Here is a 14,662-nt window from a genome sequence, read left to right on the forward strand (position 1 = left end):
AGACGGTTCCGTTGCCGAAGATCGGCCAACGTCTTGCGAGACTGTAACATATAATGTCCCCGGACCGATTGGCCCGATTGGCTGTTTTCATGTGGCTTTCAGTGACTATGTTGCAACGCGCCATGACCATTCCATTCGAAACATTTCGCGCGCTCCTGCCCTTTTCGGACCGGTTCGACCGTCTGTTGGCGATCGGCTGGGAGGATGTGGGAGGTGTCGTCCTCGCCATGGGGGCGGTAGCCTTCATGACCGCGCTGGGTGCTTTGCGTTCGCGCTGACGCCCGGCTTCCACAGCATTGCTGCGTAGCAACATTTTCCTGAAGCGCTCGCGTTCACGGAACCAAGGGTATTTGCGTATGATCCGATCGACTGTGGCCGTGCTGGCCGGAACGATGCTGGCCGCGTGCGGCGCATCGACCGCGCCCGCCCCCGAAGCGCCGATGAACACCACGGTCGACCTGCGACACCTGGTCGAAACCGAAGTGGCCGGTAACGGCATCGAACGCTATCCGCTGGAGGGGGTCGAGATTCCGACGCCGTCGGATGCGCAGTCGCGCTACGAGGTGCTGCGCCAGCGCCGCACCGCCGCCGGCACGATCATCGCCATCCTGCGCCAGCAGCGCGGTGACCGGTTCGTCTATGCCCGCACCGAACTGGATTGCGAGCGCAACCTGTTCCACGTCGTCGGCGTCGCGGATACGCGGGCGCATGTCGAAACGAACGTAGCGCATGACGGGCCGCTGCGCCCGACGACAGACATGCCGCTGCGCCAGGAACTGTCGCGCTTCATCTGCGCGCGGACGACGGCGCCGGTCTGATCCTATTCGCCCGTCGGCGGGACCGCCGGCGTGGCGACCTCCGCTTCGAACGCCGGATCGGGATCGGCGACAGGCAACGTACCGCGGCGGCGTTCGAAGCTGGTCAGCAGGAAGAACAACAGGTTGCTCCCCTGCGTCAGCGCGCCGCCGGCCAGCAGCAACCCGGCCATCGCCGCCCGCGGGCCGTCGATGATGTGGCTCATCTCCAGCGCGGCGGACAGGAACAGCAGGTCGCGATTGGGTACGATCGGCAGGCGGCTGATGACCATCTGCACCGTCAGGAAGGTGATCCAGACGCCCAGCGGCTGACCGGGCAACACGATCGCCCATTGCGTCGCCTGCAACAGCACGACGATCAGGATGCGCCCGACATGGATGCCGAGCACCGCGCCGGCAGTCCCCCAGCGCACCGACAATATCTGTTTGCGCAGGCGGAGCAGCAGCGGGGTCAGGAACGCGGCGACCAGCAACGCGGCAAGGATCGCGCCGCCCGCCGAATGGAGCCAGTCGGCGATCCATTTGGAGCGCCCGGTCGCCATGAAGATGATTAGCAGGCAGGACGTGATCGCTGCCGACGCCAGCGCCGACAGGATCGCATTGTCCTTGATCGCCAGCAGCAGCGTCTTGGACGCGATGCCCAGCCGCTGTCGTGCCCAGACGAACAGATAGAGTTCGCCCGAATAACCGACCAACGCCGAATTGAAGACGCGCTTGCGCACGAACACCGGCAGGCTGCCCGGCATCGGGCGGCCGAGCAGCAGGCGGAAGATCCACACCTCCGACACCGGCAGCGCCATGAACATCACGACGAACAGGATGTAGAACCACGGCGTGCGCGGCAACGCGGCGGCGACGTTGCTCCACCCGATCGCACGCACCTTCAGCACCAGCCACAACAGCACGCCGACGAAGAACAGCGCGCGGAACACCTTGCCTGCCCACGCGGCAGCCGGCGTCTGCGACCAGTCGTGCAGCCGCTGCCCGTATTCCGACAGCGTCAAGCGAACACCCCGGCCTTGCGCGAATCGGCGACGAACGCGTCGAACGCGGCGCGCGTTTCGCGGTCGAGGCGGAAGCGCGAATGGCGCCAGACCCCGCCGGGCAGGAAGCGGCGCGCCGCATATTCGATCGCGGCGGCGGGCGTATTGCGCACGCGACGTTCGAAATGGGTTCGCTCCCACGTATTGCCGCCGTGGAAGGCGCGGACGAACAGACCGGGGGCGTCGAGCACGCCGATCCGCTCCATCGGCCAGTGCGCGAGAAAGTCGGAATCCTCGCCGCGGCGCTTTTCGGGATAGCGGGCAGTCGGGTCGGCGCGGTGGACGATGCTGCCGGGTACGCCCGGCTCCAGCGTGCCGACATAGGGATGGTCGAACCATTCGGGGGCGTCGAGATGCATCAGCGTGCCGCGCAGGACACAGGCGTCCTTGCCCGAGTCCAGCACCGCGACCTGCCGCGCCAGCCGGTCGGGATGGTACCAGTCGTCATCGTCCCACTGCGCGACGATGGCACCACGGGCGAGGTCGAGCGTGCGGTTGCGCAAACGCCCCAGCGTCGTCTCGGGCGTCTTGGCCACGCGGTCGTAGCGCAGGCGGTCGGGGGGGATCGCGGCAAACAGCGGCGTATAATCCTGCTCGCCATCGTCGACGACGACCAGCTCGCGATTGCCCCAGCGTTGCGCGAGGAAACAGTCGACCGCGCGCCGCGCCAGTCCGGCACGGTTCGCGGTCACCATCACGCAGCTTACCCGCGCGCCGTCGTCGGACCAGTTCATCGCCTGCGCCTTAGCTGGCCAAACGCACATCGACAATCGGGTGGCGCGACGCCGCCCGCGCTGGTAGCCCGGCGGGGATGCGGATCGTGTTCGTCCTCACCTATCCCACCCATCACGGGATTGCCGATGTCGGCGAGTGGCTGCGCTGGGACAATCGCGACCGGCGGATGCCGGGCATCCTGGCGGAGCTGGGCGCCGAGGTCGAGCTGTGGGGCTTGGCGAAGGAACCGCTCGATACCGTGTCGACGCTGCCGGGTATCGCCCCCTACCCCATCCGGCTGTTCGCGCCGTCGAACCCGCAGGCCAGGACCCGCGACCAGAAAAGCGATGCGATGATCGTCGCGGCGAAGACCGATCCGGCGACGCTGTTCGTCCTGATCGGCAGTAATGGCGGCGCGGGGTTCGACCTGTACGATCGCGTGCTGCGGCCCGACAGGCGGCGCTTCGCGGTAGTCATCGGCGGCGACTGGTGGAGCCGGATCGTGCCACGCGCCGCGTTCGTGTTCCCCGAATCGGCGGTGCAGGAGGCGAAGCTGACCCAGCCGGGCTGGCGGATGTGGCGGCAGACGGTGCCGGACGCGCGGATGCAGCGGCTGCCCAAGACGATCGACACCGATCGCTTCGCGCCGATCAAGGCGGAGAAGCGGTTCGACGTGATCGCCACCAGCCGGCTGACGCCCTACAAGCGCTTCGACGAGATCGCCGCGCTTGGCGAAACCCACCGCGTGGCGGTGATCGGCGACGGGCCGCAGGCGGCGGACCTGCAACGGCGCTTTCCGCAAGTCGAGTGGCTGGGGCATGTCCCCAATGCGCAGGTGCCGACGATGCTGGCGCAGGCGCGGCTGTTCTTCCACGCCGGGCGGCGCGACTATTTCCCGCGAGCGATCCCGGAGGCGATGGCGTGCGGCCTGCCCGTGGCGGCGTTCGACGACCGGATCGGGCCGGACGTCATCCCGCCCGAGTGCGGCCTGCTGGTATGCGATGCCGATTACCGGGCGCAGGTCGCGGCGCTGCTGGCCGATCCGGCCGCGCTTGCGGCGATGGGTGCGGCGGCGCGAGCGCACGCGGTGGCGACGCACGGGGCGCGGTCGTCGGAGGCGGCGTGCCGGCGGTTGATGGAACTGGCGGCATGACGCGCTGGACCTTCGTCATCGCCTATTACAACGAAGCGGACTTTTTGGGCACGACGCTGGCCGCGCTGGCGGCGCAGACCGTGCCGTTCCGGCTGGTGCTGGTCGACAACGGATCGACCGACGGATCGGACAAGATCGCCCAAGCCTTTGCCGCGACGGGGGTAGAGGTGGTGAACCTGTCGGAGGCGCGGCCGGGCAAGATCCACGCGCTGGAGACGGCAATGGGGGCGCTGACCACCGAATTCTGCGCGTTCGGCGATGCCGACACCTTCTACCCGCCGCACTATCTGGCCGAGGCGGAGCGGGCGTTCGATGCCGACCCGCGCACGGTGGCGGTGATGGCGCTGGGCGTCGATGCGTCGAGGCAGCGGCTGCGGCGAGCATTCTATGCAGGGATCGTCACGAAACTGCTGTCGAAACAGACGCATACCGGCGGATATGGACAGGCGTTTCGAACGTCGGCGCTGATGGACGCCGGCGGGTTTTCCGAGGCGCAGTGGCCGTACGTGCTGCTCGACCACGAGATCATGCAGCGCGTCATGAAGCTAGGGCGGGTCGTCTATCCGTTTAATTTCTGGGCAAAACCGTCGCCGCGGCGGTCGGACCGGCGGCGGGTGCGCTGGACGCTGACCGAACGGCTTTTATACCATACGACGCCGTTCGCGGCGAAGGACTGGTATTTCTATCGCTTCCTGGGACCAAGGCTGAAGGCACGCGGGATTACCCATTTGAATTTGCGGGATAAACCGTGGGAAACGAAGGCGTAGGCCGGTCCAAAGTTCACTAAGTTCACACTCGTGCGCGTTTTGTGGCGGCTGTGGTTTTCGGGCGGGTCCGGGTCGGGATGTTTCGGCAGAGAGAAAGAACCGGCGGAGCATGGCATGGTGGAGGCGCTGTAGGAAAGCGGTCGCCAATCGATCCGCGCGATCGATCCGTCGCCCCAGCGTAGGCTGGGGTCTCAAGCGGCTCTTGTCCCGCACCACAACCGGGAGATCCCAGCCTTCGCTGGGATGACGTGCGGGTCGATGTACAGCGGTCCGAGCTATGTCGGCAACGATCCACGCTCGCACGCCGCAATCGCCAATTGCACGAGTCCATCGAAGCCGGGGTCGTCCGTCGGGTCGGCCCACCGTCGCAACGCATCGGCCAGACGCGGGTCGGCGACGATCGTTGCCGCCTCAAACACGTTCACAAGAACGGTGTCGGCGGCCAAAGCCTGCTGAACATAGGGAAGTGCGAGCCCCCGATCTTTTTGCGCAAGACCTCGCAGTGCTTCCGCCGCCACCCTACGGGACGGATCACCTGTCGCCACCAGCAAGGTATCGCGGATGGCTGGTGTATCCAGTTCGGAGTTACCGAGGATGAACGCCGCCCAATCCCGATTGGCCGCGTCTGCGTCGGCCAGACAGGCGATCACACGCTGCAAATTATGTTCGGCAAACTCACTGCCCGCCAACGGCGCATCTTCGTTCAACACGTCGATCAGGAAATCGGACGTTGGCTGGTAGCCAGCATGATCGCGCATCGGCGCGTTACCTTGCGGACGATAGTGATGCCGGTACGATTACAACGATCGCTCCACCCGGAACACCCCCTCGCCCACCACCTCCAGCCACGCGCCGACCGCTGTCGCGGCACTCGCCAGTTCGCCGGCCGCGCGCGGGTCGTCGGCTGCGATTTCCACCACCGCCGCCCCGTCGCGCAATGCCCTGGCCAGCCGGATGGCCGGCCACGGACAGCGCATGCCGCGGGCGTCGATGCGGGTCACTTGCTATGGTCGAAGGGGTTCTTGGGCGCGCGCATGTTCAGCCGCACCGGGACCGCGCCGAAGCCGAATTCCTTGCGGATGCCGTTGACCAGATAGCGTTTGTAGCTTTCGGGCAGCTGGTCGACGCGGGTGCCGAACAGCACGAAACTGGGCGGGCGGGTGTTGTTCTGCGTGATGTAGCGCATCTTGATGCGCTTGCCGCCGGGCGCGGGCGGCGGGTTGGCTTCGAGCGCGCGGTCGAACCAGCGGTTGAGCTGGCCGGTCGAGACGCGCTTGCTCCACGATTCGCGGGTGTCGAACGCGGCCTGCATCAGGACGTCGAGCCCCTTGCCGGTCGCGGCCGATACGGTCAGCAGCGGCACGCCCTTCGCCTGGGCGAGGCCTTCGTCGAGCGCACCCTTCACCCCGTTGAACAGTGACGAGGCGTGCTCGGCAACGTCCCATTTGTTGAGCGCGATCACCAGCGCGCGACCTTCTTGCAGCACGCGGTCGGCGATCTTGATGTCTTGCAATTCAAGCCCGCGGGTACCGTCGAGGAGCAGCACGACGACCTCGGCGAAGTCGATCGCGTGGAGCGCATCGGCGACCGACAGCTTCTCCAGCTTTTCCTGTACCCGCGCCTTCTTGCGCATGCCCGCCGTGTCGATCAGCCGGACGTCGCGCACCCGCCCGTCGGCGGCGGTCCATTGCCAGTCGACGGCGATCGAATCGCGGGTGATGCCGGCTTCGGGGCCGGTGATCAGGCGGTCTTCGCCGAGGAAACGGTTGATCAGCGTCGATTTGCCGGCGTTCGGACGCCCGACGATCGCCAGTTTCAGCGGCGCGTTCTCGGGATCATATTCGCCCTCTTCCTCGACCGGCTCGTCCTCGCGCTCGACATAGGGGCGCAGCGCATCGAACAGGTCGGCGACACCCTCGCCATGCTCCGCCGACATCTGCACCGGATCGCCAAAACCCAGCGCCAGCGATTCGAGCACGCCGTTTTCGCCCGCGCGGCCCTCCGCCTTGTTCGCGACCAGCACGACGGTGCCGTCGGCCGAGCGCAGCCAGCGGGCGATTTCCTCGTCGAGTGGAGTGATGCCGGCGCGGGCGTCGATCATGAACAGCGCGACATCGGCCATCTCGACCGCCGCCTGCGTCTGCATCCGCATCCGGCCGGGCAGCGTCGCGGCGTCCTCATCCTCAAACCCCGCCGTGTCGAAGATGGTGAAGTCGAGGCCCAGCAGGTTCGCCTCCCCCTCGCGCCGGTCGCGGGTCACGCCCGGCTGGTCGTCGACCAGCGCCAGCCGCTTGCCGACCAGCCGGTTGAACAGCGTCGACTTGCCGACATTGGGACGGCCGATGATGGCGACGACGGGAAGGGGCATGGGGATTCCTGGGGGTGCGCGGGTGCCGCGATTGTAGGGCGTTAGGGGGAATGGGTCGAGGGTTAGCCATTATCGTCGCTCCCGCGAAGGCGGGAACCCATATACGCCGACGCAGCGCCTCTATCAGAAGCGCTGCGTCTATGGATCCCCGCCTGCGCGGGGATGACGGAGAATGAGATTACTTCCAGGCGGTCAGCTGTCCGGCGTCGTCCAGCAGGTACAGCATGCCGTTGGCGACGATCGGCGACAGGGTATAGCCGGCCTTCGACCGGGTATCCTGCGTCGTGGTGATGCTGCCATCGGCGGTCGAGGCCGATACCAGCTGCCCTTCCGAATTGGCGAGCAGTAGGCGGTTGCCGGCGAGGACCGGGCCGACCCAGCTGATCGGACCCTTGCGCTTCTTGACGTTGCGGAAGCCGGGGAGCTGCTGCACCCAGCGCAGCTTGCCGCTGCCGCGCGAGATGCACAGCAGGCGGGCGTCGTCGGTCACGACGAAAATCCATTCACCGGCCACCCACGGCGTCGAGATGCCGGCGAGATTCTGTTCCCACAGCCGCTGGCCCGACACGAGTTCGAGCGCGACCATGCGCCCGCCCTGCCCGACCGCATAGACGCGACCATTGTCGATCACCGGTTCGGCATCGATATCGGCCAGCGCCGATACCGAGGTCGAGGCCGAAGTGCGCGACAGGCTGTCGCCCCATACCGAGCGGCCGTTTTCGTAGCGATAGGCGTTCAGTTCGCCCGACGAGAAGCCGGCGACCACCGTTCCCTGTGCCGATGCCGGCGCGGCGACGCCGAACACGCCCTGCGCCTCGACGCTGCCCGACTGGGTCCACGCGACCTTGCCATCGGCCTGGTCGAGCGCGAACAGCTGGTTGTCCTGGCTGACGACATAGACCTGGTTGTTGGCGACGGTCGGGGCGCCGCGCAGCGGCCCGCCGGGCTTCGCGCGCCACACTTCCTTGCCATCGGCAATGTCGAACGCGACGACATCGCCCAGGCCATCGGTGGCGAAGGCACGGCCGCCATCCACCGAGACGCCGCCGCCGAAGCGGGCACGGGGATTCTCATCGCCCTTGACCGTCTGCGCGGTCCAGATGGCCGCGCCGGTATCGGCGGCCATCGCCGTCACCTTGCCGGTCACGTCGATGACGTAGAGGCGACCGCCCGCGACGACGGGTGCCGCGGCAAGACGGGTGCGGGTGTTGCCACCCTCGATCCGCGCGCTCCACGCCTGGGTCAGCGTGTCGCCGAGCGCCACATGGCCCATCGACTTGGACGGGTTGCCGCCGGGCTGAGCCCAGTCGGCATTGGTTTCCGCGAGCGGCAGCACGACCTGCAAATTGGCAAGCGCCGGATCGACCTCGGCCAGGTTTTCGGATGCGAGGATCGGCACGCGTTGTCCGACGACCGGGGTGCGCGCCGGGCCCTTGCCCTTCAAGGCGCCGCAACCGCCCAGCAGCGCCAACGCCGCGACCGCTGCCGAGAGTTTCAGATGCGTCTTCATGGAAAGGGGGTTCCGGTATCGAGAAGGGTTATTGCGCGACGACGGTGGCGGCGGGCGTGGCGGGTGCGGCGTCGACGCCGAGCGACCCGGCCATCTGCACCGCGCGCGCACGCACGCTTTCGGGCACGCCGTCGGTCTGCGCGATCAGCGCGAAGGTCTGTCCAGCCTGTTGCAGCTTGTTCTGGCGGAGATAGGCGATCGCCACCATTTCGCCGGCGCTGCCGAGCCACGGGCTGCCCTTGTCGGCCAATCCGCGCAGCCGGTCGATGACCTGTTGCGGCTGCAGCGTGTCATATTCGACCGAAGTCTGGCGGACGAGCGCGAGGTCGCGGAACGGCTGGGCCAGGGTTTCGTCGGCGGCGACCTTGCCAAAGGCGGCGGCGGCGCCCTTCGCGTCGTTCTTCGACAGCAGCAGGTCGGCCTGCGTCAGCAGCGCGGTGGCGCGCACCGCGTCCTTGTCCGATGTCGTCAGCTTGGCGACGATCGCGCCGCCCTGTGCCGGGCGCCCCTGCTGGATATCGTCGAGCGCGGTGGCGAGCTGCTGCCCCTGTTCGCCGGCAATGCTGTTCTGGCGGTGCTGCCACCACGTCCAGCCGCCGAACGCGACGAGCGCCAGCACGACCACGCCGATGATCAACAAGCCATAGCGCTTGCCGATGTTCGACATCTGCTCACGGCGCAGCTCGTCATCGACTTCGCGGATGAAGGCTTCGTTGTTCTGCGGGGTCAACGCCAAGGGAACAGCTCCAGGGGATAGATCAAGCGCGCTCCTTTAGCCGAGCACCGGACGAAACGAAAGCGAATGGTCGTGGGGGTCGGTGCCGGGGTGGGATCATAGACGGTTGCGGCTGTGTGGGGGATGAACGGGGTTCCCGACGATCGTCATCCCCGCGCAGGCGGGGATCCATACACGCTGACGTTCCGGCAGGGTTCGCTGGCGTTGCGGCTATGGATTCCCGCCTTCGCGGGAATGACGAGGGGGAGGTGACGCCGCCCTACTCCTTCGGCGCGTAGAGCTGGCCCGGCCCCGGGAACGTCCGCGCGCGAACCTCCTCGGCGTAGGTCGTCACCGCCCCCGCGACATGGTCGGCCATCTCGCCATAGGTCTTCACGAAACGCGGCGTGCGTTCGAACAGGCCCAGCATGTCCTCGGCCACCAGCACCTGCCCGTCGCACTGCGCCGATGCGCCGATGCCGATCGTCGGGCAGGCGATGCGGCGGGTAATCTCGACCGCGATCGGTTCGACCACCCCCTCGATCACCACGGCGAAGGCACCCGCTTCGGCCACGGCGACCGCATCGGCGACGATCTTTTCCGCTTCCGCTACACTCCGCCCGCGCGCGCCATAGCCGCCGAGCTGGTTCACCGCCTGCGGCGTCAGGCCGACATGGCCCATCACCGGAATCCCGCGCTGCGACAGGAAGGCGACGGTGTCGGCCATCGCCGTGCCCCCCTCCAGCTTCACCGCCGCGGCACCGGTCGCCTTCAGCAGCATCGCCGCGCTTTCGAAGGCTTGGGCGGGGCTCGCTTCATAGCTGCCGAACGGCATGTCGATGACGACGAGCGCGTGATAGGAGCCGCGCACCACCGCCGCGCCGTGTGCCGCCATCATGTCCAGCGTCACCGGCACGGTCGACGGCAGGCCGTAGATCACCTGCCCCAGGCTGTCGCCGACGAGCAGCATGTCGCACTGCGCATCCATCAGCTGCGCCATGCGCACGGTATAGGCGGTCAGCATCACCAGCGGCGTCTTGCCCTTGGCGGCACGGATCGCGGGGATGGTCAGTCGCTTCATCGGCGCCGGGGTGGGCGTCGCGCGGCTGGTGGCGGTGTCGATGGTGAAGGTCGTGGACATTGCGCGGGTCTAGCGAAACCGGCTCAGCGAAGCCACCCGCGGGCGATGCCGTGCCGGGCCACGCCCAGCTGCCACAGCGCGATCGCGAAGATCACCAGCGGAAATGGCACGGTCGCCGCCGCACCCTTGACCGCGATCAGGTCGGTCGCGGCGAATACCCAGCCGAACTGGATCGCCACCGCGAGCAGCGATGCGGCATAGAGCCCCGCCGCCCAGCGCCGCCCGAGCAGCAGCGCGACGCTGCCGAACAATCCGCCCCAGGTCGCGATGCCGTAGATCCAGTTGAACCAGACCGGCAGCGACTGGAAAAAGCGGCGATCATAGTCGGGCAGCGCCGCCAATGCCGCCGGCCCCATCGTCGCCTGCGCATAAAAGGCATAGACCCCGGCCGCCCCCCACAGCAGGAACAGCACCGCGACGATGCGGAACCACGGTGGCGGCGTTCGGACGAAAGTCGGTGCCATGCTGCTCCCACGCGAATCGATACGGCATCGCAATAATGCCCCGCCGGGTGGTTAACGCAATCACCCGGCGATGGCGAATCGCCCGGCATAGCGATCGGGCTTGAACCCGGTTTCGATCCAGCCGTCGCCGACCAGTACCGGCCGCTTGATCATCGACGGTTGCGCCAGCATCAAGTCGATCGCCCGCGATGCGTCGAGATCGGCCTTGTCGGCGTCGGGCAGCTTGCGAAAGGTCGTGCCCGCGCGGTTAAGCAGCGTTTCCCAGCCGAGATCACCGACCCAGCCCTCCAGCGTGCCGCGGTCGATGCCGGCCTTCTTATAGTCGTGGAAGGTGTAGGCGACACCGTGCGCATCGAGCCAGGTGCGCGCCTTCTTCATCGTGTCGCAGTTGGGGATGCCGTATATGGTTAAGGTCATTGGTAGTCCCTCGGCGACTGTTAATGTGTCCCGATAATGCAGGCCCGTCAAAAAAGCATCTGATCGACCTTGGCCCGATTGCAGACATTCCGCGCCCCGCTAGATCGACGGAATGACAGCGAACAAGCCGCTACCCGCCTTAAGTGGTCGCAAGGATCGCATTTGGCTGCGCCTGAACTTATGTAAGCGCGCAGGCTTGCCCATCAAGCAGAGGGCAACGCGGTATTCGCGGTTTCGGTTCGCAACATATTACGTTGAAATTCCTCCCGATCTTGCAAACAATCGCGCGCGGCAAATTGCACGAGCGATTAACAGGCATCGACGGTTATTGAAGCTCGGCCACGTTGCAGGTCGCCTGTTCAAGCAAACGGGCAGGCGCGACTTCAACGGAAGCCACACGCTCGCTCGTACGGAGAAGGCGAAAGGCCGCTAACGATCTGTACATCGCCGTTTACCAATAGCTTGATGGCGGGCTCTGGGGTTGGCGATCGGCACGTTCAACCGGGTCGGGAACGAACGCCGGAGGCCGTGCGATGTAGCGGCATGCTGCACCATGTCTCGCTTGGTACCCGCGATCTGGCCCGTGCGCGGGCGTTCTACGATCCGGTGATGGCGGCGGTCGGGTTGCGCCGGACGCTCGATGTGGCGGAGGCGGTCGGTTATGGCGCGGGGATCACCGTGTTCAGCCTGAACGTGCCGGCCGATGGGAGCGCCGCCGGGGTCGGCAACGGCACGCATGTCGCGTTCGAGGTTGAACGGCGGAGCGCGGTCGACGACGCCCATGCGCTGGCGTTGGCGCATGGCGGCAGCAGCGACGGCGCGCCGGGGCTTCGGCCGGAATATGACGCGAACTATTATGCCGCGTTCGTGCGCGATCTCGATGGCAACAAGATCGAGTTTCTGACCTTCGCTGCCGGGTGACGGCGCGCCACATCCTCCCTGCGGGCAGGGGACGTGCCGCGGGCGTTGCGCGGCGTGGCGATCCCCTCCACCCTTCGCTGCGCGAACGGTCCCCCTCCCCGCATGGCGGGGAGGATTCAGGCGGCGGCGCGGTAGTTCGGTTGGCGGGCGTGCGTTTCCGTCGCCAGGCGGAAGCGGGCGACGTGATCGGCCAGGGCTTCGGCCTGTTCGGCGAGGCTGCGGGCGGCGGCGGTGCTCTGTTCGACCATTGCCGCATTCTGCTGCGTCACCGCGTCCATTTCACCGACCGCGATATTGACCTGTTGCAACCCCGACGCCTGTTCGTCGGCGCCCCTGGCGATCGCCGCGACCAGTCCGGAAATCTCGGCGACGCGGCCGACGATCCGTTCCAGCGCCTCGCCGGTGCGGCCGACCAGATCGACGCCGCGCTGGACCTGCGCGCCGCTGGCATGGATGCGGTTCTTCACGTCGTTCGCCGCATCGGCCGAGCGCTGGGCCAAGGCGCGGACCTCGGAGGCGACGACCGCGAAGCCCTTGCCCGCATCGCCGGCACGCGCCGCTTCGACCCCGGCATTCAGCGCCAGCAGGTTCGTCTGGAACGCGATGCCGTCGATGACCGAAATGATTTCCGAAATCTCGTCCGAGGCGCGCTTGATCCCGCTCATCGCGCCGACGGCATCGCGCACGATGCGCGCGCCGTCCTCGGCATCGCCGCGGGTCGCGACCATCGTCGTATCGGCCTTGGCCGCACCGGCCGCGGTGCGGCGTACGGTCGCGGTGATCTGATCGAGGGCCGCGGCGGTTTCCTCGAGGCTGGCCGCCTGTTGTTCGGTACGGCGCGACAGGTCGTCGGACGCGCTGCTGATGTCCGATGCGCCGCTGCGGATGCCGCCGGTCGACAGCGCCACGGCGCGCATCGCATCGCCCAGCGCCACCATCGCCGAATCGAAATCGGTGCCGATCTTGCGGAACGGCCCGGTCAGCGTGTCGCCGATCCGTGTGTCGAGCTGTCCGCGCGCGAGCGACTCGAGCCCCTTGCCGATCGTCGCGACGACGCGCTGCTGCTCGGTTTCGCGTTCTGCCGCCACGATCGCCGCGTCGCGGAACGTCTCCAGCGCGACGGCCATGGCGCCGATCTCGTCATGGCGAGCGCGGCCGGGGATCGCCGAGGCGGTATCGCCGCCGGCCAGCGCGCGCATCCGCGTCGACACCGCTTCGATCGGCAGCGAGATCGACCGGCCGATCCGGAACGAGAACAGCGCGACGAGTGCCAGCACCACCAGCGCCAGCCCGATCAGGTACAGCGCCGCATCGAACACCGCGGTATTGATCCGGTCGATATAGACGCCCGAGCCGATCACCCAGCCCCATGGGCCGAAACCCGCGACGTAGGAGAGTTTGGGTAGCGGCGTCGGCTGGCCGGGCTTGGTCCAGTTATATTCCAGAAAGCCGGCCCCACGCGCCTTCACGATCTGCGCCATCTCGACGAAATGCGCCTTGCCGTTGGTGTCGCGATTATTGGAGAGGTCGGTGCCGTCGAGCTCGGGTTTGATCGGGTGCATCAGCATCCGCGGATGCAGGTCGTTGACCCAGAAATATTCGGTGCCGTCGTAGCGCATCGCCTTCAGCGTCGTCAGCGCGGCGCGCTGTGCCTGGGCGCGGGTCAGGCGACCGGCAACTTCCTCCGCATGGTAGTGGGCGACGACCGAACGGGCACCCTCGACCGCCTGCCGCGTGCTGCGTTCGATCCCCTCGTGCATCACCGCCGACAGGCGGAACAGGCTGATGCACAGCAATGCCACCAGCCCCAGTGCGGCAAGGAGACCGATCAGGTTGATGCGGCCCCGGACCTTCAATTGCATGCGCTCGCCCTTTTCATTTGCGGGTAGCTTGCACGCAAAGCTGAAGATCGGGTTTATGCCGGCTGCGATACGATCGCGGTGGCGCGCGATTATCCCTCACCTCAGGTGTCACCGCAGCGCAGGCGGGGGTTTCTCGCGGTTGGCAGACCGCGCCATCACCGGGAGACCCCGGCCTGCGCTGCGGTGACGTAGACGTGGCATTGCTGCGATGGCGTTCTGGTCCCCGGCCTGCGCCGGGGCGACCTTTACCGAGCGAGCGGACGCGTACTTTCAAGCCCATTGACGGCCCGGTCCGGGCACGATAGCCAGTGCGAATGAGTATCAATAGCGAGGCTCTATGTACGATCTCATCGACCGGCCGGTATCGGCCCTATCCCCCGGCGACCGCTTCCTGATCGATGCGATCCGGCTGTGGGTCGCGGCGCGCGGCGCGTGCCAATGTCCAGCGGCACTGCTGGCGGCGCGCTTCGCCCAGTCGGGCGCGCTCGACGCGCTGAACGATTTCGACGGGTGGATGACGCAATTGTCGACCCATGCGCGGGTACCGATCCAGATCAATTGTAAATGCGGGCTTGTGACCGACGATGAATCGGTTCTCTTGACCTTGGCGCGTGATCTCGTAACGGGACGCGATGCAAAGGCGCGGACCACGCTTTCGCTGCTGGTCGCCGAAGAGGCGATCGCCCCCACTTTTTGCGCGCTGGCCCGCACGGCGGCAATGCTCGGACAGGTCGGGCTGCCGCCGGGGACCAACGTCAGGACGTAAGGATTA

Annotated in this window: 17 protein-coding genes; 6 read left to right on the top strand and 11 right to left on the bottom strand. The window is 67.0% G+C overall.

Features of this window, described 5'->3' with window-relative positions; all coding sequences use genetic code 11:
• Positions 1 to 122: 122 nt before the first annotated feature.
• Together MF610_RS03410 and MF610_RS03415 are read left to right on the top strand one after the other, a co-directional pair.
• Positions 123 to 278, top strand: a complete 156-nt coding sequence (locus MF610_RS03410; protein ID WP_242192747.1) for a hypothetical protein — start codon at positions 123 to 125, stop codon at positions 276 to 278.
• Between the two features lie 78 nt (positions 279 to 356).
• Entirely contained in the window at positions 357 to 818 is a 462-nt protein-coding gene (locus MF610_RS03415; RefSeq protein ID WP_242192749.1) for a hypothetical protein, read from the top strand.
• A 2-nt stretch (positions 819 to 820) separates the two neighbouring features.
• Here MF610_RS03415 and MF610_RS03420 read toward each other — a convergent pair whose 3' ends face one another.
• Both MF610_RS03420 and MF610_RS03425 read right to left on the bottom strand, forming a co-directional pair.
• Positions 821 to 1,819, bottom strand: coding sequence for a hypothetical protein (locus MF610_RS03420; protein ID WP_242192750.1), 999 nt, complete (start codon positions 1,817 to 1,819; stop codon positions 821 to 823).
• The gene (locus MF610_RS03425) at positions 1,816 to 2,592 is read right to left on the bottom strand and encodes a glycosyltransferase family A protein (RefSeq protein ID WP_242192751.1); all 777 of its coding nucleotides are present in this window, start codon (positions 2,590 to 2,592) and stop codon (positions 1,816 to 1,818) included. The genes MF610_RS03420 and MF610_RS03425 overlap by 4 nt, the downstream gene beginning before the upstream one ends.
• Before the next feature lie 77 nt (positions 2,593 to 2,669).
• On the opposite strand from MF610_RS03425, the gene MF610_RS03430 reads away from it, so the two are divergent.
• Positions 2,670 to 3,725, top strand: a complete 1,056-nt coding sequence (locus MF610_RS03430) for a glycosyltransferase (protein WP_242192752.1) — start codon at positions 2,670 to 2,672, stop codon at positions 3,723 to 3,725.
• A complete protein-coding gene (locus MF610_RS03435) occupies positions 3,722 to 4,492 on the top strand; it encodes a glycosyltransferase family 2 protein (RefSeq protein ID WP_242192753.1) in 771 nt (256 codons plus the stop codon). The genes MF610_RS03430 and MF610_RS03435 overlap by 4 nt, the downstream gene beginning before the upstream one ends.
• 275 nt (positions 4,493 to 4,767) lie before the next feature.
• Here MF610_RS03435 and MF610_RS03440 read toward each other — a convergent pair whose 3' ends face one another.
• The 8 genes from MF610_RS03440 to MF610_RS03475 all read right to left on the bottom strand — a co-directional run bounded on the left by MF610_RS03440 (position 4,768) and on the right by MF610_RS03475 (position 11,107).
• On the bottom strand, positions 4,768 to 5,250 hold the full coding sequence (locus tag MF610_RS03440; RefSeq protein WP_242192754.1) for a lyase: 483 nt from the start codon (positions 5,248 to 5,250) through the stop codon (positions 4,768 to 4,770).
• 39 nt (positions 5,251 to 5,289) lie between these two features.
• Complete coding sequence (locus tag MF610_RS03445) at positions 5,290 to 5,493, bottom strand: sulfurtransferase TusA family protein (RefSeq protein ID WP_339328508.1); 204 nt, start codon at positions 5,491 to 5,493, stop codon at positions 5,290 to 5,292.
• Positions 5,490 to 6,860 (bottom strand): ribosome biogenesis GTPase Der, encoded by a 1,371-nt coding sequence (gene der, locus MF610_RS03450; RefSeq protein WP_242192757.1) that lies wholly within the window; start codon positions 6,858 to 6,860, stop codon positions 5,490 to 5,492. The genes MF610_RS03445 and der overlap by 4 nt, the downstream gene beginning before the upstream one ends.
• A gap of 178 nt (positions 6,861 to 7,038) precedes the next feature.
• Complete coding sequence (locus tag MF610_RS03455) at positions 7,039 to 8,370, bottom strand: outer membrane protein assembly factor BamB family protein (RefSeq protein ID WP_242192758.1); 1,332 nt, start codon at positions 8,368 to 8,370, stop codon at positions 7,039 to 7,041.
• 28 nt (positions 8,371 to 8,398) lie between these two features.
• Positions 8,399 to 9,106, bottom strand: a complete 708-nt coding sequence (locus MF610_RS03460) for a tetratricopeptide repeat protein (protein WP_242192759.1) — start codon at positions 9,104 to 9,106, stop codon at positions 8,399 to 8,401.
• A 259-nt stretch (positions 9,107 to 9,365) separates the two neighbouring features.
• Positions 9,366 to 10,226, bottom strand: coding sequence for a 3-methyl-2-oxobutanoate hydroxymethyltransferase (panB, locus tag MF610_RS03465; protein ID WP_242192760.1), 861 nt, complete (start codon positions 10,224 to 10,226; stop codon positions 9,366 to 9,368).
• A 23-nt stretch (positions 10,227 to 10,249) separates the two neighbouring features.
• Positions 10,250 to 10,690 carry a hypothetical protein gene (locus tag MF610_RS03470; protein ID WP_242192761.1) on the bottom strand — a complete coding sequence of 147 codons (441 nt, stop codon included), beginning with the start codon at positions 10,688 to 10,690 and terminating at the stop codon, positions 10,250 to 10,252.
• A gap of 60 nt (positions 10,691 to 10,750) precedes the next feature.
• Entirely contained in the window at positions 10,751 to 11,107 is a 357-nt protein-coding gene (locus tag MF610_RS03475; protein WP_242192762.1) for an ArsC family reductase, read from the bottom strand.
• A gap of 543 nt (positions 11,108 to 11,650) precedes the next feature.
• On the opposite strand from MF610_RS03475, the gene MF610_RS03480 reads away from it, so the two are divergent.
• On the top strand, positions 11,651 to 12,028 hold the full coding sequence (locus MF610_RS03480; RefSeq protein WP_242192763.1) for a VOC family protein: 378 nt from the start codon (positions 11,651 to 11,653) through the stop codon (positions 12,026 to 12,028).
• Between the two features lie 116 nt (positions 12,029 to 12,144).
• Here the strand turns inward: MF610_RS03480 and MF610_RS03485 are convergent, their stop codons facing one another.
• A complete protein-coding gene (locus MF610_RS03485; RefSeq protein WP_242192765.1) occupies positions 12,145 to 13,890 on the bottom strand; it encodes a methyl-accepting chemotaxis protein in 1,746 nt (581 codons plus the stop codon).
• A 337-nt stretch (positions 13,891 to 14,227) separates the two neighbouring features.
• On the opposite strand from MF610_RS03485, the gene MF610_RS03490 reads away from it, so the two are divergent.
• Complete coding sequence (locus tag MF610_RS03490) at positions 14,228 to 14,656, top strand: hypothetical protein (RefSeq protein WP_242192770.1); 429 nt, start codon at positions 14,228 to 14,230, stop codon at positions 14,654 to 14,656.
• The last annotated feature ends 6 nt before the right edge of the window (positions 14,657 to 14,662 follow it).

Origin of the sequence: Sphingomonas hankookensis (assembly GCF_022664465.1) — a bacterium.
GTDB lineage: Bacteria > Pseudomonadota > Alphaproteobacteria > Sphingomonadales > Sphingomonadaceae > Sphingomonas > Sphingomonas hankookensis.